The organism is Brenneria sp. L4-2C (assembly GCF_040240335.1).
Lineage (GTDB): Bacteria > Pseudomonadota > Gammaproteobacteria > Enterobacterales > Enterobacteriaceae > Brenneria.
In genome coordinates this window covers 26,993-48,052 of record NZ_JBEIAC010000005.1, presented here as the reverse complement: position 1 = coordinate 48,052, position 21,060 = coordinate 26,993, and the positions used below count along the sequence as shown (strand labels likewise).

Genomic DNA, 21,060 nt, shown 5'->3' with positions numbered 1-21,060 from the left:
TCAACGGCTGCCGAAAAGTTGGCTAAAGCGCTGTTTGTTCTGCTCGGCCCCGGCCAACGCTTTACCGGCGTCGAAGGCCATTAACTTGATCTGGTCGCGCGGAGGAAAACCTTCCGGCACCGGCAGATCGGCGCGAGCTGGCAGATACCCCTGCTTCAGCACCAGCCTTTGCCCCTGCTCCGACAGCACGAAATCGATAAAGGCTTTGGCGGCAGCGGGGTTTTTCGCCGCTTTCATCATCGCCACCGGTTCGGTCACGATACTGACGCCCTCTTGCGGAAACAGAAACTCAATCGGCGCGCCTTTGGCTTTCTCGCGGATCGCCATGAAATCCACCAGTACGCCGTAGGCTTTGCCGCCGGATGCAATCGCGCTCAGCACCGCGCCGTTGCCGCCCTGAGGCATGGCGCCATTTTCTTTCAACTGCTGGTAATACGCCCAGCCAAGCTGCGGATTGTCGGTCAGCGTCGCCAGATGAATCAGCGCCGCGCCGGAATACAGCGGGCTGGGCATGGTGGTCATGTTTTTCAGCGCCGGCTTGAGCAGATCCTGCCACGAAGCGGGCTTCACCGGCGCCTGGCGATGATAGGCGATCCCGGTGGTGATCAGCTTGGTGCCATAGTAATAGCCTTGCGCATCATAGAGCGCGGGATCGTAACGAACGGCTTCGGGCGATTTGTACGGCGACAGCAGATTCTGCTGCCTGAGCGACTCCATCGTCACGCTGTCGGCAATCAATAGCACGTCCGGCGTCGCGCCGCCTGCGGCCAGCTCAGCCTGCAAACGCGCGGTCAGTTTGGTGGTTCCATCGCGGATCCAATTCACTTTGATATCCGGATGCGCCTGCTCAAACGCGTCGACGGTCATCCGGGCATCTTCATTGGGCTGGCTGGTGTAGAGCACCAGCGTGGTTTTCGCGAGGGCTGACGTGCTGAACATCGTCAGAAGCAGCGCGGCAAGCGTGATTTTCTTATACATATCGGCGTATCCCCTGGTTTCGTTGTGATGATTAAAACAGGGAAATCTGACAAAAATATGACCAGCTTATTTCGTAGTAATACATTAATACTTTCGATGTATTATCCCGGAAGGCTGCAAGACAAGGAGAGAAAAGATGACACCGGGATCACGCCGGCGCGCCATCGTCATGATGGCGACAGAACAGGGAGAATGCAGTATCGAGCAACTGGCCGAGCATTTCGGCATATCGCTACAAACCGTGCGCAGCGATGTGCGGGAACTGACCGAGCAAGGCCTGCTGCTGCGTCGGCACGGTCTGGTGGCGCCTTTCGCGCGCGAGAATATTGGCTATCGGCAGCGGGAAATCGTCAACATCAGCGGCAAACGCTGGATTGGCGAACAGGTTGCCGCGCTGCTTGGCGCATATCAACACTGCTTTCTGGGAACGGGAACGACGATTGAGATGGCGGCGCGCGCCTTGCCTGCTGACATCAGGCTGACGGTGTTCACCAATAACCTGCATGCGGCGCAACGGCTCAGCCACTTACCGGATTGTGATTTGATCGTGGCCGGCGGGCAGGTGCGTAAACGGGATTTGGATATCATCGGGGGCGATGCGCTGGCGTTTTTCAGCCGCTATCGGGTAGAGATAGGCGTGGTGTCGGTCGGGGGAATAGGAGAAGCGGGCGAACTCTACGATTTCAATGATGACGAAGTGAAAGCGCGCAGTGCGTTGCTGGCCGGCGCGGCGGTAAGGGTGCTGGCCGTGGACAGCACGAAATTCGGCCGAACGGCGCTCTGCCAAAACGGCAGCATTGCCGATTTTCACTATGTCGTCAGCGACAGGCCGCCGTCAAAACGGCAGCGTGACGCGTTGCTGCGGGCGTCAACCCGCTGGCTTTGCAAAGAGAGTGAGGAAAAAGGGCCGCCGAAGCGGCCCGGTCAGTAGCAGGTTATTTCAACTCAACGTCAATCATTGGCGGAATATAACCATAGTCAAACTCGTCGACCACGAAGGTCTGAAAACCTTTCAGTTTGATCTGTACCGTCGGCGCTTCGGTGCCGCCGATGCGGTAGGAGTCATCGTCATCATCCTCCCCCGTTGGTACGGAGTCGATGAAGGACGTCACCAGACCGTTGGGCATGACGTAGTGCGAGTAGGTCTGGAAAGGCTGGGAAGAAGGGTTGCCCAGCACCAAACCAGAACCATTCAACGGCACGTAAGGCCCGAACAGATCGTCACTGACAAAACCGTACACGCCGTCAGGCCCGGTCAGACCATCGCCATAGGTATATTTGTGGCTGATGGTGAACAGGTAGTACTTCCCATCCTGGAAAACAAAGTGCGGACGTTCCGTCTGGTCGTTGACGCCAACCGCGGTAACCAGCGGCGGCAGCATTTCCCAGTCGTCGCCATCTTCGTCACGGCATACCGCGATACCGACGCAACCAGTCTGGTAACGGGAATTACCGACCTCTTCATAGCCCGGAGGCACATCCCCGATCTCTTCAGGACCGACGACATGGGAGCCGCGCTCGCCGGCCACGTTGCCTTCAAACAGCATGTACAGCTTGCCGCTTTTCGGATCGCGGAACGGGCAAGGGTCGCGGAAGCCCCAGTACGGGTTTTGGCTTTCGGTCTGGTACATTTTCCCATCCGCTTCGAACAGGCTTTTCACCTTGTGGAAGCCCACCATTTCCACTGCATTATCGGTAGTCACCACCCGGCCGCGCACTTTGACGATCGTCGCGCCCGGCGTCACCGCCGTGTAATACAGATCGATTTCACCGCTGTCGTTCAACAGAATCGGCGTACCGGCCCATTCACGCGTCGTCGGCGACACCCCCTCGGCCATGACGCGACCGCCCATGATCCAGTCTTTACCGGTACGCGAGTACCAGAAGTACATCTTTGCCCGGCCGTGACGGTCGTTCCAGTCGCTGGTGATATCGTAATTACCGTTCTCATCCAGATACTGAGGATCGGTTGGGTTACGAGCGGCGGTCAACGTGAAGATAACCGACCAGCCGTTAACCGATGCGATATTCCCATCCAGATCGCGCAGCGGCATGGTATCCCAGATAAACACCTCGTCGCTCATGACCGGGAAATCTCCGCTGACCAGCGGCTGGGTGGTGGTCGGATCGTCTTCCGTGACTTTCAGCGCATCGGCCCGCGACCAAATAGAAGGTTTATGCGGTTTATTGCTTTTCAGGGAAGATTTTTTATTTTGTTTAAGTGTATTCATAATGTTTCTCTCTTTATAAAAAAATAAAAGCAGCCCAGAGAATTAAATTTAATTCTCTGGTCACTGCTTTTTTGGGATGGATGATTTTTACCTAATGACGGGCATAACAATGCCCTTCCGTTGATATAACGGAAAATATTCACTTCAGTGATTCAACAAAAAAACGACTTCGTTTTAAATAGTTTTTATCAGATAAATAACTTCTCGCACCTCCTTTATAGAAATTAAAAAAATCAAGTCAGGAAAACAGCTCATCATGCAACAAATCATTACCTGATGAGTTATTTTTTGCTTTTTTTCTCGTTATCAAAACGGTCATTCAAAAACTTCAATATGGCGCGACGAATATGTTCGACGCCGATGAAACCGATCATGCCGCCCAACGCCGGCGTCAGCGTTTTCGGCAGCGAAAAATACTCCAGCGATGAAACCGCCGTCAGCGTCAACGCGCCGCACAGCGCGCCTTCCAGCAGCATGCGCTGCCATCCGCCGCCGGTATAGGCAACGCGAAGTATCGCGATAAAAATAGAGAGCATCACACCCCCAGTAGGAACATCGCCGCGCCACCAGGCATGTATTAATTCGTAAACTCCGGCCCAACTGAAGATATTGATATTCATATTTACCCTTTGAAAAATTGATTAAACCAATAAGAATTCTCTTATAAAAAAGTTAACCATAAATAAGACATAAAAAAAGCCCCGGTGTTATCCGGGGCCAGAATAAAAAAAGCCTGCTGGCAGCAGGCTTTAAAATTCGTTTTATTTTTTGTGATGAGTCAATCGCTTCATCTCCATCATGGGAATTAATTTAACCAATTTTGGACAAGAGCGCAAGCCCTAATTTTAAAAAAGTTAATTTTATTTTTTCGGACTTTATTGTTGCGGAGAGGTCACCGTGGAGAATAGTTTTTCTGCTGCCGTAGATTCCTGATAACACTGGACAATAAGCGCGTCATAAAATACTTTCCAGTTCCGTGACCAGCTGCGCTGCGTTAAATCAGGCACGACGGTTTTAATCACTTTATAGACGCTAGCCGACTTGACCGGCTTCATGCCGGAACCGCCGCAACGGGGACACACTTTCTCAATCGTTTTACCCGCCGCGCGCGAAGCCGCCAGATCCGTCACTTTGCCCCGGCCTTTGCAGCGACAGCGATTCAGCGGATCGTCCGCGGTTCTGCTGTATTCTTCCACGGCCATTTTGGCCATCAAAACGATGCAGTGAGCCATCTGCCGTCCCGCGGCTTTTCCCACCAGCTTCGGCGCCTGTTTCATAGCAAAACGGGCGATCCCCTCGATCGCCTTGTTTTTTTCATCAGCATCCTTATTGTACTTGGCCAGGATGAGGCTGAGCCCCAGCGCCTCCCGCGATTGAACAACTCCCAGCGCCAGCAGAATATCGCTATAGCTGTCCCGCGCGCCCCGCGAAGATCCACTGCCCTTTTTCGCCTGGCTGACGGGTCTGTTGCTGCCTGGCTGACGGTAAACGTACGAAGGCGCGGCATCCCTGCATGTAAACATCAGCGAGGCCGATTTAGGGCCGCACAGGCTGAGCGCATGTTCAATCTTCATCGTAGAACCTCCGTATAACCAGCAGAAACGCCATATCGCTTAAATGCGCTGAATCGTGTTGATAGGCTGAGGTTGCATCGCCGCAGCCCTGTCGTATCCCTGTAATGCTTATCTCCTCCCCGTTTGATTAGCCCATCAGGACATGGGCCTGTTTGTCGTCGGTTCGGGTAGCCGGACCTTACTCGCAACGGACGTAGTGTCGATGTACGTTCCATAGAGTCTTTCCTTTAAATCTTATGGTTGAATCATGCTGAACGGCCTTGTCGCGCGGCCATTCCGCCTATGTGCGTCGCCACGCACCTAGTCAAAAATCCAGTCATTTTTTTGTTGATTTTATCATCCTTAAAGCAGACTATAGTCAACGTAGATCAACAATACAACGAATAAATCCACACCATGTTTATTTTTTAAGTTGGTGCAAATGACAGAGCTAACCGAACGCCTGCGCTACCTGATGCGCGAAGAGGGATTGAAACAAAAGGATTTAGCAGAAATTGTGGGCACATCACCTCAAACCGTGAACAACTGGTTGAAAAGAGGAACGCTGAGTCGTGAGTCAGCCCAGGCCATTAATGAGAAAACCGGCTATTCGCTGGACTGGTTGCTCAATGGCATTGGTCACCCGAAACCGGAAAGCAGTAATTTCAAGGCATCCCGCCTGCATGTTACCGAGTGGGAAAGCATTGATAATGATGACGATGAATTTGTGGAGGTTCCATTGTTAGGTGTCAGGCTATCAGCCGGAGGAGGCGCATATGATATCGATGAAGATGAAGTGTACGCGCTTCCCTTTCGTACCCATACCTTAAGGCGGCTTGGTATCCGAGTGGAAGATACCCGCGTGGTTACCGTCATGGGCGACAGTATGGAGCCCAAGTTATCGGACGGCGATAAGGTCGCCGTCAACCTGTCAGACCGGCAAATCCGGGACGGCAAAATGTACGCCATCCGCATGGGCGAGCTGCAACGCGTTAAGGCGCTGATCAAGCGCCCTGACGGCAGCATCATCGTACGTTCCTACAACCCGCTTTACGAAGACGAGATTGTCACCAAAGAACAGATCATCAACGGCGAACTGGCCGTCATCGGACGCGTGTGGTGGGTTTCCGCGCTGGTGTAAATGTCCCGCTTTCCGAGAGCGACCCGCTCCGCTAATGGCGATTTTCGCTCCGGAGGCCGACCTGGCGTTGCCAGGAGCCCGCCAGCGCGGGCATGACATAAGGCATGACGAATCAGCGAGTCCTGACGACGGATGCTCAATACGCAGCAACTCGGGGTATCAATCCCCCTGCGGGTTCAGCAGCAAAGAAAAGTGGTGATGTCATCGGTTCTTTGCAGGTAAGCGCCTTTAAAGCGGCGTCCGGCGCAAAACGCCGGCGATAAATCAGTCAGCAGCTCCAGTTCAAAAGACTGGCTGGCGCTATCCAGCGCGACCATTCCGACATCCAAAAAATCGAAGTAGTGCTTAACCTGCGGATACAACGCCTTGAACAGACTCTCTTTGGCGGAAAAGTTTAACGTCAATAAACAGCGAAACTCATCATCCCGGGCGTGTAGCCAGTGGTACTCATCCTCGCCCACAATGCCCGGCCACAGCGACTCGGCGCGTTTCGCAGACATGAATGTTTCGATATCCACCCCAACGCCGGAAAACTCGGGAGTGCGGATATGCGCGGCGCACAATATGCTATGGGTGTTATGACTTAAGGAGCCGGAAACATTTTCCGGCCACAGCGGAGACCGATCTTCAGCGCAGTTAAGGACGAAATCCGCATAACCGAGCTTACTCAGTACCTGTTTCGCCAGACAGCGGCCAGCCAGAAACTCCGCTCGACGTTTCGGCACCGAGCGCGCAAGCGCATCTGAAAACGGCACCTCCGCTTCAGCGAACAAGTCATCGGAATAAGCAGACAAATGGAAATGACCACGAGCGACGAAACCAGGATACATAGCGCCATCCTTAGCCTGTGGGAACGAAATCCATTCAACGTCATCAATAAAAGCAGCAAGCATGTCACTTTACTCTTGAAGGCGAAATCACTTTCAGGGTAATCCAGCACCTCAACCTTCAATGAATAATGGGCGGCTCCCGCCCATTATTATTGCTAAATCAAGCACCATCACAACGCTAAAAAGAACCCGGCGATGCAGGCGCTCATCAGGTTGGAAAGCGTACCCGCCGTTACCGCTTTCAAACCGAACCTGGCGATGTCCTGACGACGAGTCGGCGCCATACTGCCCAGTCCTCCAATAAGGATAGCTATCGATGACAAGTTAGCAAACCCGCAAAGGGCGAAAGAAATAATCGCTTTGGTATGGTCGGACAGAACCTGGAGACCGCTCGCCGCCACCACGTCATCGGCTTTCAGATATTCGCTGAAATTCATATAGGCGACAAATTCATTGACGATCAGTTTTTGACCGATAAAAGATCCGGCGACAGTCGCCTCATTCCAGGGAACGCCGATCAAAAACGCCACCGGCGAGAAAACCCAGCCTAAAACCAACTCCAGCGACAATTGCGGATAGTTAAACCACCCGCCCACGCCGCCGAGGATGCCGTTAAGCAACGCTATCAACGCGATAAACGCCAGCAGCATCGCGCCCACATTCAACGCCAACTGCATGCCGGAAGCCGCACCGCTGGCAGCGGCATCAATCACGTTGGCCGGCTTATCTTCCGCATCGACGAATCCGCTGATTTCCTCCCGGTCATGGGTATTTTCCGTTTCCGGCACCATCAATTTCGCAAACAACAGCCCGCCCGGCGCTGCCATAAAGGAGGCCGCAATCAGATATTCCAGCGGCACGCCCATCTGCGCATAACCCGCCATAACGGAACCGGCGATAGAAGCCAGACCGCCGCACATCACGGCAAACAGCTCCGACTGCGTCATACCGGCGATATACGGGCGAACCACCAGCGGCGCTTCTGTCTGCCCGACGAAAATATTTGCCGTCGCGGACAGCGACTCGGTGCGCGACGTACCCAGCAGCTTCTGTAACCCGCCGCCAAGCAAACGAATCACCCACTGCATAACGCCCATGTAATAGAGCACGGCGATCAGTGAAGAAAAGAAAACGATAATCGGCAGTACGCGCAGCGCGAAAACAAAGCCGCCGCCGCCGAAGACTTCAAACATTTTGTCAGAAACCAGACCGCCGAAAATGAAGGATACGCCCTGATTGCCATAGGAAATAACGTTAGCCACCCCTTCCGTCATGCCGCCTAAAATGCGACGGCCTAAAGGAACATATAACACCAATGCGCCAATGCCTATCTGGAGCAGGAAAGCACCCAGTACCGTGCGCAGCTTGATGGCTTTACGATTGCTGGAAAACAGGACGGCAAACAGGATGAGTGCAGCCATGCCGATAAGACTCATGATGAGTTGCATATGAGGTTCCCTTTTAGCGCGAACAATTACAATTAGGAATAAAAATATTTTTATAACAACTAGCCGTTATAAAGATTGAGGAACCCATTATCCGGCGAAACCAGAAGCCGGTGAGATTCAGTCGGAGAGATTATAAATGCAGGTTCTGAACAGGAGCTAACCTATGTCACAAATATATACAACAACAAACAACTGAAAATACTTAATAGTGATCTAGATCACACTTTATGCACCTGGTTGCCATGATATTCGTCATTTTTCCGCGTTATCCTCAGCAACCCGGCGCCGATAACCCAAACAGACGAAGGCTGTTGTGGTAAATCGCGTCGGCGATCTCATCGGCGGATTCACTCCGTAGCTGGCATAGGGCATGAAAAACCGCAGCTATACGTTCAGGACGATTTGGCTGCCCCTGATGGCCGCAAACCGGCATATCCGGCGCATCGGTTTCCAGCAATAAATGGTCGAGAGGTAAACGCGCGATCGCCTGACGCGTCTTATTCGCCCGGGGATAGGTAATGGTGCCGCCAACGCCAAGGTAATAACCCAGCCGGACAAAGGTCTGCGCCTGTTGCAGGCTGCCGGCAAAACCGTGAACCACGCCCGTGCGCGGCACTTGCGTACGGCGCAGTAACTGCGCCAGTCGATCATGACTACGGCGTGAATGCAGAATCACCGGACGATCGTACTGTCTGGCCAGTTGAAGCTGGGCTTCCAGCAGCGCGCATTGCCGCGCCAACTGCGGATCTTGCATATAAAGATCTAACCCGATCTCGCCGACCGCCACCAGCCTGTTCGCAGGTTGACGCAGGTGTTCTTCCAGCAAGGCCAGGTCGGTGTCACGATGATGGGAAATGTAGAGCGGATGCAGCCCAAGCGCGGCATAAAGAGAAGTGTGGTTGCATGCCAACTGGAGCACGCGATCAAAGTAGCGGGATTCAACCGCCGGAATAACGATGCGTTCAACGCCGGCCGTGGCGGCCAAACGTAAACTTGCCGCGACATCTTCGCTGAACGGTGGAAAATCGAAATGGCAGTGCGTATCGATGAATGCATGCCGGGCAACGTCGCCCCGGGAATGTCTGTTTTCTGTGGTCATCGCCTTGACCGGTGATTATGTATCTACTGGATAAACCAACCCGCTGCTGCCAGCAAACCGGCAACAGAAACGCACAGCGTTAATATTTATTCAGTGCAAGACCGTCTTCTCTGACGAGGCTTTCTCATGTTCCTTGCCGTAATCCTCTTGCAGCACGCCGGACAAATAGCCATTGTTCCCTTCCAGCCAGGCGCAATCGCTGTCAAACCATTCGGCCCACATGGCCCAGAAATTCCCTTTCCATTGTTTCCATTTACCGACAACTATATCGCTATTCATCACACACCTCCTGATATACCCAATAGATTTCAAGGTGCAGCCAATCAGCAACCAAATCGCGCCCTGGAACGCAGGGAGCAAGCGAGTCCGAAAACCAACACCGATGCAACTTGAAAGATGCGGGGTAAATACCGTCGACGTTACACAAACGCGACGACACACAGTGTGTCTGTTAAATATGACAGCCAAATGGCATGGCTGTCCATCTTTCCTTTGTTTGATTTTAAGGCCGTTTACGGCCGGCAAACAAGCTCACCAGGAATAAAACGATCCCAACTACGAAGACGATTTTCGCCGCCCCTGCCGCTGTACCCGCCAAACCGCCGAACCCCAATGCCGCGGCGATCAACGCGATCACTAAAAAGATAATTCCCCAACGAAACATATGCGCTCCTTACCAAAAAACGAGAACCGTGGAGGCAATCGGATACCGTACCTGATTGCAGGCCCACATGGTGGTGGTACTTTTGTTTTACAGGTTATTGCGGGCTGTTTATTGGCATAAACAACCCGCCCTATTGTCTAAGATATTATGACTTGACCGTTAAATCGTTTTTGACGCTTTTCACGCCGTCAACGGCTTTGGCGATACTTTCTGCACGAGCGACCTGAGCCTGATTATCGACTTCTCCGCTCAGTTGCACCACGCCCTCATGGGTCTCTACTTTTACCTTCCGTGAAGGAACGATGTCATCCGCCAGCAATTTGGCTTTAATCGAACTGGTCGTCACCGTATCGTCGGCATAGGAACCGACGGATTGCGTATCATTGTCCTTGATCTGAAGTTTGTCGCTGACAGACTTCACACCCTCTGTGTTGCTCGCGATCTGCACCGCATGCGTCGCTATTTCCTGACTACCGACGAACCCGCTCAGGGTGACGGCGCCGTTGGTGGTGGCAACCGAAATATCGCCGCTCTTGATGGTTTTATCTTCCAGCAGCGCGCTCTTTACCTTCGCGGTGGTCGCGCTGTCGCTTATGTAGCCTGAAGCTTTATTCACGGAGCTATCGACTTTCTCACCCGTTGTATCTGCGGCGCGTTGTGTTTTTTGTCCCAGCGTGTCTTCAGCCAGCGCATTGCCGCCGGCAAGAATAGAACCCAGAACAACCGCGATCAGAGATTGAGTCAGTTTGGTCTTTGTCATCGATTTCTTCCTTTTCTGTTTTTATATGCCCGGACAAAACGACGCCGGGCGAATTAACGCAGGTGATTACGAATGCAGCGCCATCAGGGTTTCTGCCCCAGAAACCGTCGCGCTTAACGCGTTCGGCATAAACATCATATAAACGATGAAAAACAGCGTACTATCTTTAGAATCAGTGAAAACACCAATACAAAGAACTACCCGTAATCGCGTTAATAGTTAAACAAACCAAAATAATTAACACGTTGTTAACTATAGACCACGACGTCGCAAATCACAGGGCAATATCGATAAAAGAAGGGGATCCGGCGGCAATTCAGATTTGTCTGTCGCCTGAATTTTCTGGCGTTGCAGGGCTATAAGACGGGATAACAAACTGATAAATAGACAAACAATAAAATAAAACACCCGAAATAATCATGACTTGCACGATCGTTTCGGGTGGTCGAATTTTATACGCTGAACGCGCGATTAATGTTCGCGGGTTTTATGGAGCGACACTTCCGGGTAGCGTTCCCGCGTCAGGTTCAGGTTAACCATTGTCGGGGCGATATACGACAGGTTATCGCCGCCGTCTAACGCCAGATGCTGTTCGTTCTTGCGTTTGAACTCTTCAAACTTCTTCACATCATCGCATTCAACCCAACGAGCGGTAGAGACGTTGACGGATTCGTAGACGGCTTCCACGTTATATTCGGTCTTCAACCGGGCGACCACCACATCAAACTGCAACACGCCCACCGCGCCCACGATCAGGTCGTTGTTAATCAACGGACGGAACACCTGTACCGCCCCTTCTTCCGAAAGCTGCACCAGCCCTTTCAGCAATTGCTTCTGCTTCAACGGATCGCGCAGACGGATGCGGCGGAACAGTTCCGGCGCAAAGTTAGGAATACCGGTGAACTTCATCTCTTCGCCTTGGGTAAAGGTATCCCCAATCTGGATGGTGCCGTGGTTATGCAGGCCGATGATATCGCCGGGATAAGCCTCTTCGACATGAGAACGGTCGCCGGCCATGAAAGTCAGCGCGTCGGAAATCACCACGTCTTTGCCGGTACGCACCTGACGCAACTTCATCCCCTTCTCATACTTGCCGGACACCACGCGCATAAAAGCCACGCGGTCACGGTGTTTCGGGTCCATATTGGCCTGAATTTTAAACACGAAACCGGTGAATTTTTCCTCATCCGCCGTAACCTGACGGGTATCGGTTTTCCGCGGCATCGGCGCCGGCGCCCAGTCGATCAGGCCATCCAGCATGTGGTCGACGCCAAAGTTACCCAGCGCCGTACCAAAGAAGACCGGCGTCAAACCGCCAGACAGGAAAGCATCCAATTCAAATTCATGCGATGCGCCTTTCACCAGTTCCAGCTCTTCACGCAGCTGCGACGCCAGTTCTTCGCCGATAGCGATGTCCAGATCCGGGTTATCCAACCCTTTTACGATGCGCACTTCCTGGATCGTATGGCCTTTACCGGTCTGATAAAGATAAGTCTCGTCTTTATACAGGTGGTAAACGCCTTTGAATAATTTGCCGCAGCCGATAGGCCAGGTAATGGGCGCGCAGGCGATTCTCAACTCGTTTTCCACTTCATCCAGCAGTTCCATCGGATCGCGGATGTCACGGTCGAGTTTGTTCATAAAAGTCAGGATAGGCGTATCACGCAGACGAGTCACTTCCATCAGCTTCCGGGTACGATCCTCAACCCCTTTCGCCGCATCAATCACCATCAGACAACAGTCCACCGCGGTCAGCGTACGATAGGTATCTTCGGAAAAGTCTTCATGCCCCGGGGTATCCAGCAGATTAACCAGGCAGTTATGATAGGGAAACTGCATCACGGACGTGGTGATGGAGATACCGCGCTGTTTCTCCATCTCCATCCAGTCGGATTTGGCGTGCTGATTCGAACCACGGCCTTTGACCGTACCGGCGGTTTGCAGCGCCTGTCCGAACAGCAACACTTTTTCCGTAATCGTGGTTTTACCCGCATCAGGGTGAGAAATAATGGCGAAAGTTCTTCTTTTCGCGACTTCGCGAGCGTATTCACTTGGAGACATGATTTTCAGGTTTCTTCTGTTAGTCACCCGGCGTCGGCATCAAATCACGGCGATGACGGCGTCAGGCAAAGCGAAAATAGTAGCGAGTAAACGTAATGCCGGGACGAATAAACCTGCGGTATTACAGCTTACGAATAATGCCGGGTATTTTCCCTGATTTAGCGACTATACACAATCGGTGACTGAAGGCGCGGAAAAACCGCGCGCAATCCGTTGCATGCAAAGATGCCGTCGTCATTTATTCAGGCCTTGCCGCCGTCATTTCCCGTCTCGTCGCCGTCATCTTCTTTTAACGGCGTGCTGGCGGTCAGCAGATAAGGCGACTGCTGCCAGCGGGTGCGGCGATTCTGCAACAGCGTACGCGTGAGAATGATGCCGATAGCCAGCGACAGCAGGATCATTAAACGCAGAATATTGGTGGTGTTATCCACCTGCTTGGCTTCCGTCCCCAGCACATGCGTATCCAGCGTAACGCGCAGGAAACCTATCGGGCCGTCTTTCCCCTCAATCGGCTGCACCAGTTGATGGTTAAAGTAACTGCCGACCCGATTGCCGTCCAAGGCCAGCCGATCGCGGAGCGGCACCTGTTCACCGGCGCGCGCCACCAGCGAGCCGTCCTGCTGATAAATGCCGGCATCCAAAATACGGCTGTGATCGGTAAGTTGCTTAAGGATACTATTGATTCTCTGGCTGTTATCATCCGCGCTCTCCATCAGGGGAGAGAGACTGAATGCAACCTGTCTGGTCAGCGTGCGCGCCAGGTCTTCAACCTGTTCGGAACGCGCCATCTGATGACTTAGACTGAAATAGGAAGCCCCCTGCATTAAAATCACCAGCAGAGCTAAGCAAATCAACACAATGGCTGTGCGATGTAGGCGGAATTTTACCCGGGCCCGAACCATGAGAATCCTTACGCGATTTGGATACTTTATGTTGCCAGAAGCGCCGACGATAGGATAGCTTGTTGCCCTGTTTTCCGACCAATATGTTTGTGGCGACGGCTGTACATGCCGAGTTTTTGGCGTCCGGCCACGCGTTATTACCGTCAGTAGAGGAACTGCCCCATGTCGAATAGTCTGACCTATCGTGATCTCCCGGATGAGATTAACTGTTGGCCCGGACTGCCGCTATCGCTGAGCGGTAATGAAGTCATGCCGCTCGATTACCGCGCCGGCGATACCGGCTGGTTGTTGTACAGCGACGTGCTTGATAAGAATTTACTTTCCCGTTATCAGCGTCGCCTGGGCGCGGCGATGGTTATCGTCAGCGCGTGGAATGTGGGCGATTATCAGGTTGTCCGGCTGGCGGGTACGCTGACGCCGCGGGCGACCAAGCTCGCGCACGATCTGGGGTTGGATGTCGCCCCGATGCGTAACTCGCCGACGCTGCGGGCGCCCGGTTTACTGGTGATGGATATGGACTCCACGGCAATCCAGATCGAATGTATCGATGAAATCGCCAAACTGGCCGGTACCGGCGATTTGGTTGCCGAAGTCACCGAACGAGCGATGCGCGGCGAGCTGGACTTTTCCGCCAGTTTGCGCCAACGCGTGGGAACCTTAAAGGACGCCGATGCGAACATCCTGCTCGAAGTACGCAACAACCTGCCGCTGATGCCGGGGCTGACCGATATGGTAAGTCAGCTTCAGGAAGCCGGCTGGCATGTCGCCATCGCCTCGGGCGGATTTACCTATTTCGCCGATTATCTGAAGGAAGAACTGGGCCTGGTCGCCGCCGTCGCCAACGAAATGGGCATGCGCGACGGCAAACTGACGGGGGAAGTCGTCGGCCCGATCGTCGATGCGAAATACAAAGCGGCCACGCTGCGCAAGCTGGCGGAAAAACTGGATATTCCCATGGAGCAGACCGTCGCTATCGGCGACGGCGCCAACGACCTGCTGATGATCAAAAGCTCTGACCTGGGCATCGCCTATCATGCCAAGCCCAAAGTCAACGAACAGGCCGCCGTGAGCATCCGTCATGCCGACCTGACCGGTGTATTATGCATCCTCAGCGGCAGCATGAGACACGAAAAACGCTAATCCGAGTAGAGGTTACCTGTGGCAAAAGCCGTCAAACGCGCCTTTGTATGTAATGAATGCGGGGCCGACTATCCGCGCTGGCAGGGACAGTGCAGCGCCTGTCACGCCTGGAACACCATTACCGAAGTTCGTCTGGCCGCGGCATCTTCGTCCTCGCGTTCCGATCGCCTGAGCGGCTATGCCGGCGAAAGCGCCGGCGTCAGCCGGGTGCAAAAGCTATCGGAAATCAGTCTGGAGGCATTGCCTCGTTTCTCCACCGGCTTTCAGGAGTTCGACCGGGTGCTGGGCGGCGGCGTGGTGCCGGGCAGCGCGATTCTCATCGGCGGCAACCCCGGCGCGGGCAAAAGCACCCTGCTGCTGCAAACGCTGTGCAAACTGTCTGAACAGATGAAGACCCTGTATGTGACCGGGGAAGAGTCGCTGCAACAGGTGGCCATGCGGGCGCATCGCCTCGGTTTGCCGGCGCAGAACCTGAACATGCTGTCTGAAACCAGCATCGAGCAGATCTGCCTGATAGCCGAACAGGAACAGCCGAAGCTGATGGTGATTGACTCTATTCAGGTCATGCACCTGGCCGATATTCAGTCATCCCCCGGCAGCGTGGCGCAGGTGCGTGAAACCGCCGCCTACCTGACCCGCTTCGCCAAGACGCGCGGCGTCGCCATTATCATGGTCGGCCACGTCACCAAGGACGGCTCGCTGGCCGGCCCGAAAGTGCTGGAGCACTGCATCGACTGTTCCGTGCTGCTGGACGGCGACGCCGATTCCCGTTTTCGCACCCTGCGCAGCCATAAAAACCGCTTTGGCGCGGTCAACGAACTGGGCGTGTTCGCCATGACCGAACAGGGGCTGCGCGAAATCAGCAATCCTTCCGCCATTTTCCTCAGCCGCGGCGACGAAATCACCTCCGGCAGTTCGGTGATGGTGGTGTGGGAAGGTACGCGTCCGCTGCTGGTGGAAATTCAGGCGCTGGTGGATCAATCCATGATGTCCAACCCGCGCCGCGTAGCCGTCGGGCTGGAACAAAACCGGCTGGCGATCCTGCTCGCCGTGCTGCATCGCCACGGCGGCTTGCAGATGTCCGATCAGGATGTGTTCGTCAACGTGGTCGGCGGCGTCAAGGTCACGGAAACCAGCGCCGATCTGGCGTTATTGCTGTCGCTGGTCTCCAGCCTGCGCGATCGCCCGCTGCCGCAGGATTTGGTGGTGTTCGGCGAAGTCGGGCTGGCCGGCGAAATACGCCCGGTACCCAGCGGACAGGAACGTATCGCCGAGGCGGCCAAGCACGGTTTTAAACGCGCCATCGTGCCGCACGCCAATATGCCGAAAAAACCGCCGGCCAACATGCAGGTTTTCGGCGTCAAAAAGCTGGCCGACGCGCTGGATATTCTCGACGATCTGTAACCGTTACGATTCCACAGAGGGCTTGCCAATCGCCGGAAGCGATGGTTAACGTCGCACGAGCCCTCCGCACAGACAATATCGAAGTTTTTCAGCAGGCGACGACGCGCTGTGGTATTTTGTTTAGTACGCTAAACAGGAGTGTCGGAAAATGCCACCATTCGATTATCTGAAATCCGCTATCCGGAAAAAAGGATGTACCCTGCAACAGGTCGCCGATGCGACGGATATGACCAAGGGTTATCTCAGTCAATTACTCAATGCCAAGATAAAAAGCCCCAGCGCGCAAAAACTTGAAGCCCTGCACCGTTTCCTCGGCGTTGAATTTCCCCGCTACGAAAAAAAGATCGGCGTGGTATTCGGCAAGTTTTATCCACTACACACCGGACATATTTATCTTATCCAGCGCGCCTGTAGCCAGGTTGACGAATTGCACGTCATTCTGGGCTACGACGAGCCGCGCGACCGCCTGCTGTTTGAAAACAGCTCCATGTCGCAGCAGCCGACCGTCAGCGACCGTCTGCGCTGGCTGCTGCAAACCTTTAAGTACCAGAAAAATATCCGCATTCATTCGTTTAACGAGCAGGGAATGGAACCTTACCCGCATGGTTGGGACGTGTGGAGCAAAGGAATTCAGGCCTTTATGCAGGAAAAAGGCATCCAGCCCAATTTTGTCTATACCAGCGAAGAGCAGGATGCGCCGCAGTACCGCGAACATTTAGGTATCGAAACGGTATTGGTCGATCCCAAACGTTCGTTCATGAACATCAGCGGGTCGCAGATCCGTCACGATCCTTTCCGTTTCTGGGAATATATCCCGACCGAAGTCAAACCCTTCTTTGTGCGCACCGTCGCGATTCTCGGCGGCGAGTCCAGCGGTAAATCCACGCTGGTCAACAAGCTGGCCAACATCTTCAATACCACCAGCGCCTGGGAATACGGTCGAGATTATGTATTTTCCCATCTGGGGGGCGATGAAATGGCCCTGCAATATTCCGATTATGACAAAATCGCATTGGGCCAGGCGCAGTACATTGATTTCGCAGTAAAATATGCCAATAAAGTGGCATTTATCGATACCGACTTCGTCACGACCCAGGCATTCTGCAAAAAATATGAAGGCCGCGAGCACCCGTTCGTGCAGGCGCTGATTGATGAGTATCGCTTCGATCTGGTTATTCTGCTGGAAAACAACACGCCGTGGGTGGCGGACGGATTGCGTAGTCTGGGCAGCGCGCCTGCGCGGAAGGAATTTCAGCATCTGTTGATGAGCATGCTGGCGGAAAATGATGTCCCGTATGTCCATGTCGAGGATTCAGACTACGACTCGCGTTTTCTGCGCTGCGTCGAGCTGGTGCAGCAAATGCTGGGACACAATCGCGAGACAATACCCTCAGGACGGCTGGAATAGCCTTATTCCCCCCAGCGCCAGCAGCGCGACGGGGTAATGATTTCCGGCAACGGGATGTCCCAGCTTTCCACCGGCAGGGCATCGACCTGCTGGCAGTCATGCGCCAGACCGATGGGATAGGGTCCGCGCGGCGTTCGATGCCGTAAGGTTCGGTCATAGAAACCGCCGCCCATCCCCAGACGTTGCCCCTGACGGTCAAACGCCACCAGCGGCGTCAGCAGCACATCCAGCTGTTGCAGGGGCAAGACCTGCCGCACATCGAGGCGCGGCTGTAAAATCTTCAGCCGGTTCAATACCAGTTCGGTATCCGGCGCATAGCGCAGGAACAGCAGATTTCCCGCGCTGAAAGGGTGCAACACCGGCAGGTAAACCTGTTTGTCCTGCTGCCAGAACTGTTGGATCAACGGTTTGGTATCCAGTTCGCCGTCAAACGATAAAAATGCCGCGATAGTATCGGCATGACGGATTTTCGGATGCGCGGACGCCCGCGCCAGTACCTGTTGAGCGGATAATGCCTGTTGCTGCGCGCTGAGCTGACGGCGCTGCCGCCGCACATCCTGACGGATTTGCTGACGAAGCCGGGAAGAAAGCGACACTGTGGATGATGGCATCGGCTGCATACGAAATGGAGGCTGTCGCCGTGGCTGAACGTAGAAAGAAAGGGAATCTCCGAGATGCCGCCGCAGGCTGTAACCCTTGAACCCTTGGTTCAAGGTGAACATAACGTCGCAGTCTTAAGGCTTCTCGGACTAGCCGAGCATGCTCACCAACCACGGAGCGTTACATTCTATTGGTTTGAAATATCGGCTCAGGGGACTGGCCCGCTGACAAACATCTCAGAGAAATTTTATTCGTTACTTGCTATAAACCTTATCACGTCTTTTCGCTTAAGAACACCGTACTTTTGTCAAAACCGGATGTTACTCAAACTGGGCGCCCTGACGATCGGTAATACGGCCCTGCTCCAACAATGCCTGTTCGATAGTCTGTTGCAGCATACGGATACGCTGCTCCATGTTGGCCGCATAATCACGGGTTTTGTTCCGTTCCTGCGCCAGTTCATGACACACATTCAGCGCGGCGATAAACACCAGCTGCTCGGTGTTGGTGACTCTGGTGCGAACTTTAAGATCTTGCAACCTTTGGTTAAGATCTTCCGCAGCCTGATTCAACGCATCCTGCTGCTCTGGCGGACAGTTGACTCTTAACGAACGGCCAAAAATCTGAATATCTACTGGTTGTGCAGACATACCACCTTCCTGCCTTATCTCAATTTCGCGCCCGCACAGGATGAATCCCGCGCTGCCTGGCAGCGGTCGGTTTAAGCGGGCGTCACTATATATATCCCCAATATAAGATACAAGCCCTTTCTGGTATACCGATGGAGCTTGGTGGTAGCATAACATGAACTAACCCTGCCAACGATGACGAATGCGCATGTCTATAGAGAATACGTTTCCAGGCTATGAAGCCATTGACCAATTGCTGCACCAGCAGCAGATCGCACTAACCGCCGCCGAGATGCATGGATTGATCAGCGGTATGCTGTGCGGCGGCAACCATGATGACAGTTGGAAAACCCTGGTTTTTGAACTGACCAACGAAGGCATGGCCTTTCCGCAACTGCTGTCCCAGCCGCTCCAGCATCTGTATCAAGTCACGCGGGAAATGCTTGAAGATGAAGGTTTTATGTTCCAGCTTTTTCTGCCGGATGACGACAGTGAATCGGTCACGGTGTTTGCCCGCGCGGATGCCTTGTCGGGTTGGGTAAACCACTTTTTGCTGGGATTAGGCGTGGTTCAGCCCCATTTGAATAAAGCGAAGGGCGAGTTGAAAGAAGCGATCGACGATTTACGCAACATCGCCCAGCTTGGCTATGACGAAGATGAAGATCAGGAAGAGCTGGAACAATCCCTTGAAGAAGTCATCGAATACGTCCGCGTTTCGGCCATTCTGTGCCATAACGAATTTATCAGCCCGCAGGTTGTCGCCCCGGAGCAAAAAAAGCCGACGCTGCATTAATCCCATTGATGGCGGGCGCGAAAGTAAACGAAACGCAATATTTTCAGGAGCGGGAAATGAACCAACAAGAATTCCTTCGCCGTCGCCAGACACTGCTGGAGAAAATGGCTCCCGCCAGTGCCGCGATTATTTTTGCGGCGCCCGAAGTCGCACGTAACGCCGACAGCGAATACCCTTACCGGCAAAACAGCGATTTCTGGTATTTCACCGGTTTTAACGAGCCGGAAGCCGTGCTGCTGTTGATTAAAAGCGATGAAAAACACCAGCATAGCGTGATATTCAACCGGGTTCGCGACCTGACGGCGGAAATCTGGTTTGGCCGCCGACTTGGGCAACAGGCCGCGCCGGCCGCATTGGGCGTTGACCGTGCGCTGCCTTTTGATGAGATCGGCACCCAACTGCATGTCCTGCTGAACGGTCTGGATGTCGTCTATCACGCTCAGGGACAATACGACTATGCCGACAAACTGGTCTTCTCCGCGCTGACGACGCTGCGTCAGGGAACGCGCCAGGGGTTCATCGCGCCGCCGACGCTGACGGACTGGCGTCCCTGGGTACATGAAATGCGGCTATTCAAATCCCCGGCGGAAATTGACGTGATGCGCCGCGCGGGCGAGATCACCGCGCTGGCCCATACGCGCGCCATGCAGACCTGTCGTCCCGGTATGTTCGAGTACCAGTTGGAAGGGGAGATTCACCACGAATTTACCCGTCACGGCGCGCGCTATCCCTCTTACAATACCATCGTCGGCAGCGGCGATAACGCCTGCATTCTGCACTACACGGAAAATGAAACCCAGATGCGCGACGGCGATCTGGTGTTGATTGACGCCGGCTGCGAATATCAGGGCTACGCCGGGGATATCACCCGAACTTTCCCCGTCAACGGCAAGTTCACCGAACCGCAGCGCGCCATCTACGACATCGTGCTGGCGTCGCAGCATAAAGCGCTGGAACTGTTCGCCCCCGGTCGCAGCATCCGCGAAGTCAATGAGGAAGTGGTGCGCGTCATGGTCAGCGGGCTGATCAAGCTGGGCATCCTGAAAGGAGACGTCGAGCCGCTGATAGCGGAACAGGCGCATCGCCAGTTCTATATGCACGGGCTGAGCCACTGGCTCGGTCTGGACGTGCATGACGTCGGCGATTACGGCTCCACCGATCGCGGCCGTCCGCTGCAACCCGGCATGGTGCTGACGGTGGAACCCGGCCTGTATATTGCGCCCGACGCCAACGTTCCCCATCCCTATCGGGGAATCGGCATCCGTATTGAAGATGACATTTTGATCACGGAAGACGGTAATGAAAATCTGACCGCCGGCGTAGTAAAAGACGCCGACGCCATTGAAGCCTTGATGGCAAAAGCAGCCGGATAACTCGGGGCAACCAACGCACCAACGGCTTGAAAGATGACGGGATAAG

The 21,060-nt window shown here is 54.0% G+C and carries 21 protein-coding genes and 1 other RNA gene; 7 read left to right on the top strand and 15 right to left on the bottom strand.

Annotated features, from left to right (window positions below; translation table 11 throughout):
• Positions 1-978 (bottom strand): ABC transporter substrate-binding protein, encoded by a 978-nt coding sequence (locus ABRZ26_RS09660; protein WP_319604057.1) that lies wholly within the window; start codon positions 976-978, stop codon positions 1-3.
• Between the two features lie 136 nt (positions 979-1,114).
• On the opposite strand from ABRZ26_RS09660, the gene ABRZ26_RS09655 reads away from it, so the two are divergent.
• Positions 1,115-1,909 carry a DeoR/GlpR family DNA-binding transcription regulator gene (locus tag ABRZ26_RS09655; protein WP_319604056.1) on the top strand — a complete coding sequence of 265 codons (795 nt, stop codon included), beginning with the start codon at positions 1,115-1,117 and terminating at the stop codon, positions 1,907-1,909.
• 4 nt (positions 1,910-1,913) lie between these two features.
• Here the strand turns inward: ABRZ26_RS09655 and ABRZ26_RS09650 are convergent, their stop codons facing one another.
• From ABRZ26_RS09650 to ABRZ26_RS09640, 3 genes are all read right to left on the bottom strand, one after another.
• A complete protein-coding gene (locus ABRZ26_RS09650) occupies positions 1,914-3,209 on the bottom strand; it encodes a glycoside hydrolase family 68 protein (RefSeq protein WP_319604055.1) in 1,296 nt (431 codons plus the stop codon).
• A 281-nt stretch (positions 3,210-3,490) separates the two neighbouring features.
• Positions 3,491-3,829 (bottom strand): phage holin, lambda family, encoded by a 339-nt coding sequence (locus ABRZ26_RS09645; RefSeq protein ID WP_319604054.1) that lies wholly within the window; start codon positions 3,827-3,829, stop codon positions 3,491-3,493.
• Positions 3,830-4,084: 255 nt separating this feature from the next.
• A complete protein-coding gene (locus tag ABRZ26_RS09640) occupies positions 4,085-4,783 on the bottom strand; it encodes an antitermination protein Q (protein WP_319604053.1) in 699 nt (232 codons plus the stop codon).
• A gap of 421 nt (positions 4,784-5,204) precedes the next feature.
• Between ABRZ26_RS09640 and ABRZ26_RS09635 the strand changes: the two genes are divergently transcribed.
• Complete coding sequence (locus tag ABRZ26_RS09635) at positions 5,205-5,903, top strand: LexA family transcriptional regulator (protein WP_319604052.1); 699 nt, start codon at positions 5,205-5,207, stop codon at positions 5,901-5,903.
• A 176-nt stretch (positions 5,904-6,079) separates the two neighbouring features.
• Here the strand turns inward: ABRZ26_RS09635 and ABRZ26_RS09630 are convergent, their stop codons facing one another.
• The 8 genes from ABRZ26_RS09630 to ABRZ26_RS09595 all read right to left on the bottom strand — a co-directional run bounded on the left by ABRZ26_RS09630 (position 6,080) and on the right by ABRZ26_RS09595 (position 13,667).
• Positions 6,080-6,796: a 4'-phosphopantetheinyl transferase family protein gene (locus ABRZ26_RS09630; RefSeq protein WP_319604051.1), complete on the bottom strand. Its 717-nt coding sequence runs from the start codon at positions 6,794-6,796 to the stop codon at positions 6,080-6,082.
• Between the two features lie 107 nt (positions 6,797-6,903).
• A complete protein-coding gene (locus ABRZ26_RS09625; protein WP_319604050.1) occupies positions 6,904-8,181 on the bottom strand; it encodes a NupC/NupG family nucleoside CNT transporter in 1,278 nt (425 codons plus the stop codon).
• Positions 8,182-8,452: 271 nt separating this feature from the next.
• Positions 8,453-9,280: a TatD family hydrolase gene (locus tag ABRZ26_RS09620; protein WP_319604049.1), complete on the bottom strand. Its 828-nt coding sequence runs from the start codon at positions 9,278-9,280 to the stop codon at positions 8,453-8,455.
• A gap of 90 nt (positions 9,281-9,370) precedes the next feature.
• On the bottom strand, positions 9,371-9,559 hold the full coding sequence (locus ABRZ26_RS09615; protein WP_319604048.1) for a CsbD family protein: 189 nt from the start codon (positions 9,557-9,559) through the stop codon (positions 9,371-9,373).
• A gap of 223 nt (positions 9,560-9,782) precedes the next feature.
• Positions 9,783-9,944, bottom strand: coding sequence for a DUF1328 domain-containing protein (locus tag ABRZ26_RS09610; protein WP_319604047.1), 162 nt, complete (start codon positions 9,942-9,944; stop codon positions 9,783-9,785).
• 145 nt (positions 9,945-10,089) lie between these two features.
• Complete coding sequence (osmY, locus tag ABRZ26_RS09605) at positions 10,090-10,704, bottom strand: molecular chaperone OsmY (protein ID WP_319604046.1); 615 nt, start codon at positions 10,702-10,704, stop codon at positions 10,090-10,092.
• Between the two features lie 471 nt (positions 10,705-11,175).
• On the bottom strand, positions 11,176-12,765 hold the full coding sequence (gene prfC, locus ABRZ26_RS09600) for a peptide chain release factor 3 (RefSeq protein ID WP_319604045.1): 1,590 nt from the start codon (positions 12,763-12,765) through the stop codon (positions 11,176-11,178).
• A 242-nt stretch (positions 12,766-13,007) separates the two neighbouring features.
• Complete coding sequence (locus ABRZ26_RS09595; RefSeq protein WP_319604044.1) at positions 13,008-13,667, bottom strand: YtjB family periplasmic protein; 660 nt, start codon at positions 13,665-13,667, stop codon at positions 13,008-13,010.
• A gap of 162 nt (positions 13,668-13,829) precedes the next feature.
• Here ABRZ26_RS09595 and serB point away from each other — a divergent pair, with 162 nt between their 5' ends.
• The 3 genes from serB (at position 13,830) to nadR (ending at position 17,619) form a co-directional block, all read left to right on the top strand.
• On the top strand, positions 13,830-14,807 hold the full coding sequence (gene serB / locus ABRZ26_RS09590) for a phosphoserine phosphatase (protein ID WP_319604043.1): 978 nt from the start codon (positions 13,830-13,832) through the stop codon (positions 14,805-14,807).
• An 18-nt stretch (positions 14,808-14,825) separates the two neighbouring features.
• Positions 14,826-16,211, top strand: coding sequence for a DNA repair protein RadA (gene radA, locus ABRZ26_RS09585; protein WP_319604042.1), 1,386 nt, complete (start codon positions 14,826-14,828; stop codon positions 16,209-16,211).
• A 148-nt stretch (positions 16,212-16,359) separates the two neighbouring features.
• The gene (nadR, locus tag ABRZ26_RS09580; protein WP_319604041.1) at positions 16,360-17,619 is read left to right on the top strand and encodes a multifunctional transcriptional regulator/nicotinamide-nucleotide adenylyltransferase/ribosylnicotinamide kinase NadR; all 1,260 of its coding nucleotides are present in this window, start codon (positions 16,360-16,362) and stop codon (positions 17,617-17,619) included.
• A gap of 2 nt (positions 17,620-17,621) precedes the next feature.
• On the opposite strand, the gene ABRZ26_RS09575 is transcribed toward nadR, so the two are convergent.
• From ABRZ26_RS09575 to zapA, 3 genes are all read right to left on the bottom strand, one after another.
• Positions 17,622-18,239, bottom strand: coding sequence for a 5-formyltetrahydrofolate cyclo-ligase (locus tag ABRZ26_RS09575; protein ID WP_319604040.1), 618 nt, complete (start codon positions 18,237-18,239; stop codon positions 17,622-17,624).
• Between the two features lie 42 nt (positions 18,240-18,281).
• Positions 18,282-18,465, bottom strand: a non-coding RNA gene (gene ssrS, locus ABRZ26_RS09570) — 6S RNA.
• Positions 18,466-18,539: 74 nt separating this feature from the next.
• Positions 18,540-18,869, bottom strand: a complete 330-nt coding sequence (zapA, locus tag ABRZ26_RS09565; RefSeq protein ID WP_319604039.1) for a cell division protein ZapA — start codon at positions 18,867-18,869, stop codon at positions 18,540-18,542.
• 187 nt (positions 18,870-19,056) lie between these two features.
• On the opposite strand from zapA, the gene ABRZ26_RS09560 reads away from it, so the two are divergent.
• Entirely contained in the window at positions 19,057-19,641 is a 585-nt protein-coding gene (locus ABRZ26_RS09560) for a YecA/YgfB family protein (RefSeq protein WP_319604038.1), read from the top strand.
• 56 nt (positions 19,642-19,697) lie between these two features.
• Complete coding sequence (gene pepP, locus ABRZ26_RS09555; RefSeq protein WP_319604037.1) at positions 19,698-21,014, top strand: Xaa-Pro aminopeptidase; 1,317 nt, start codon at positions 19,698-19,700, stop codon at positions 21,012-21,014.
• The last annotated feature ends 46 nt before the right edge of the window (positions 21,015-21,060 follow it).

Coding starts and splice junctions, on each gene's coding strand:
- ABRZ26_RS09660 (WP_319604057.1), bottom strand. CDS start 978: ATGTATAAGAAAATCACGCTTGCCGCGCTGCTTCTGACGATGTTCAGC.
- ABRZ26_RS09655 (WP_319604056.1), top strand. CDS start 1,115: ATGACACCGGGATCACGCCGGCGCGCCATCGTCATGATGGCGACAGAA.
- ABRZ26_RS09650 (WP_319604055.1), bottom strand. CDS start 3,209: ATGAATACACTTAAACAAAATAAAAAATCTTCCCTGAAAAGCAATAAA.
- ABRZ26_RS09645 (WP_319604054.1), bottom strand. CDS start 3,829: ATGAATATCAATATCTTCAGTTGGGCCGGAGTTTACGAATTAATACAT.
- ABRZ26_RS09640 (WP_319604053.1), bottom strand. CDS start 4,783: ATGAAGATTGAACATGCGCTCAGCCTGTGCGGCCCTAAATCGGCCTCG.
- ABRZ26_RS09635 (WP_319604052.1), top strand. CDS start 5,205: ATGACAGAGCTAACCGAACGCCTGCGCTACCTGATGCGCGAAGAGGGA.
- ABRZ26_RS09630 (WP_319604051.1), bottom strand. CDS start 6,796: ATGCTTGCTGCTTTTATTGATGACGTTGAATGGATTTCGTTCCCACAG.
- ABRZ26_RS09625 (WP_319604050.1), bottom strand. CDS start 8,181: ATGCAACTCATCATGAGTCTTATCGGCATGGCTGCACTCATCCTGTTT.
- ABRZ26_RS09620 (WP_319604049.1), bottom strand. CDS start 9,280: ATGACCACAGAAAACAGACATTCCCGGGGCGACGTTGCCCGGCATGCA.
- ABRZ26_RS09615 (WP_319604048.1), bottom strand. CDS start 9,559: ATGAATAGCGATATAGTTGTCGGTAAATGGAAACAATGGAAAGGGAAT.
- ABRZ26_RS09610 (WP_319604047.1), bottom strand. CDS start 9,944: ATGTTTCGTTGGGGAATTATCTTTTTAGTGATCGCGTTGATCGCCGCG.
- osmY (WP_319604046.1), bottom strand. CDS start 10,704: ATGACAAAGACCAAACTGACTCAATCTCTGATCGCGGTTGTTCTGGGT.
- prfC (WP_319604045.1), bottom strand. CDS start 12,765: ATGTCTCCAAGTGAATACGCTCGCGAAGTCGCGAAAAGAAGAACTTTC.
- ABRZ26_RS09595 (WP_319604044.1), bottom strand. CDS start 13,667: ATGGTTCGGGCCCGGGTAAAATTCCGCCTACATCGCACAGCCATTGTG.
- serB (WP_319604043.1), top strand. CDS start 13,830: ATGTCGAATAGTCTGACCTATCGTGATCTCCCGGATGAGATTAACTGT.
- nadR (WP_319604041.1), top strand. CDS start 16,360: ATGCCACCATTCGATTATCTGAAATCCGCTATCCGGAAAAAAGGATGT.
- ABRZ26_RS09575 (WP_319604040.1), bottom strand. CDS start 18,239: ATGCAGCCGATGCCATCATCCACAGTGTCGCTTTCTTCCCGGCTTCGT.
- zapA (WP_319604039.1), bottom strand. CDS start 18,869: ATGTCTGCACAACCAGTAGATATTCAGATTTTTGGCCGTTCGTTAAGA.
- ABRZ26_RS09560 (WP_319604038.1), top strand. CDS start 19,057: ATGTCTATAGAGAATACGTTTCCAGGCTATGAAGCCATTGACCAATTG.
- pepP (WP_319604037.1), top strand. CDS start 19,698: ATGAACCAACAAGAATTCCTTCGCCGTCGCCAGACACTGCTGGAGAAA.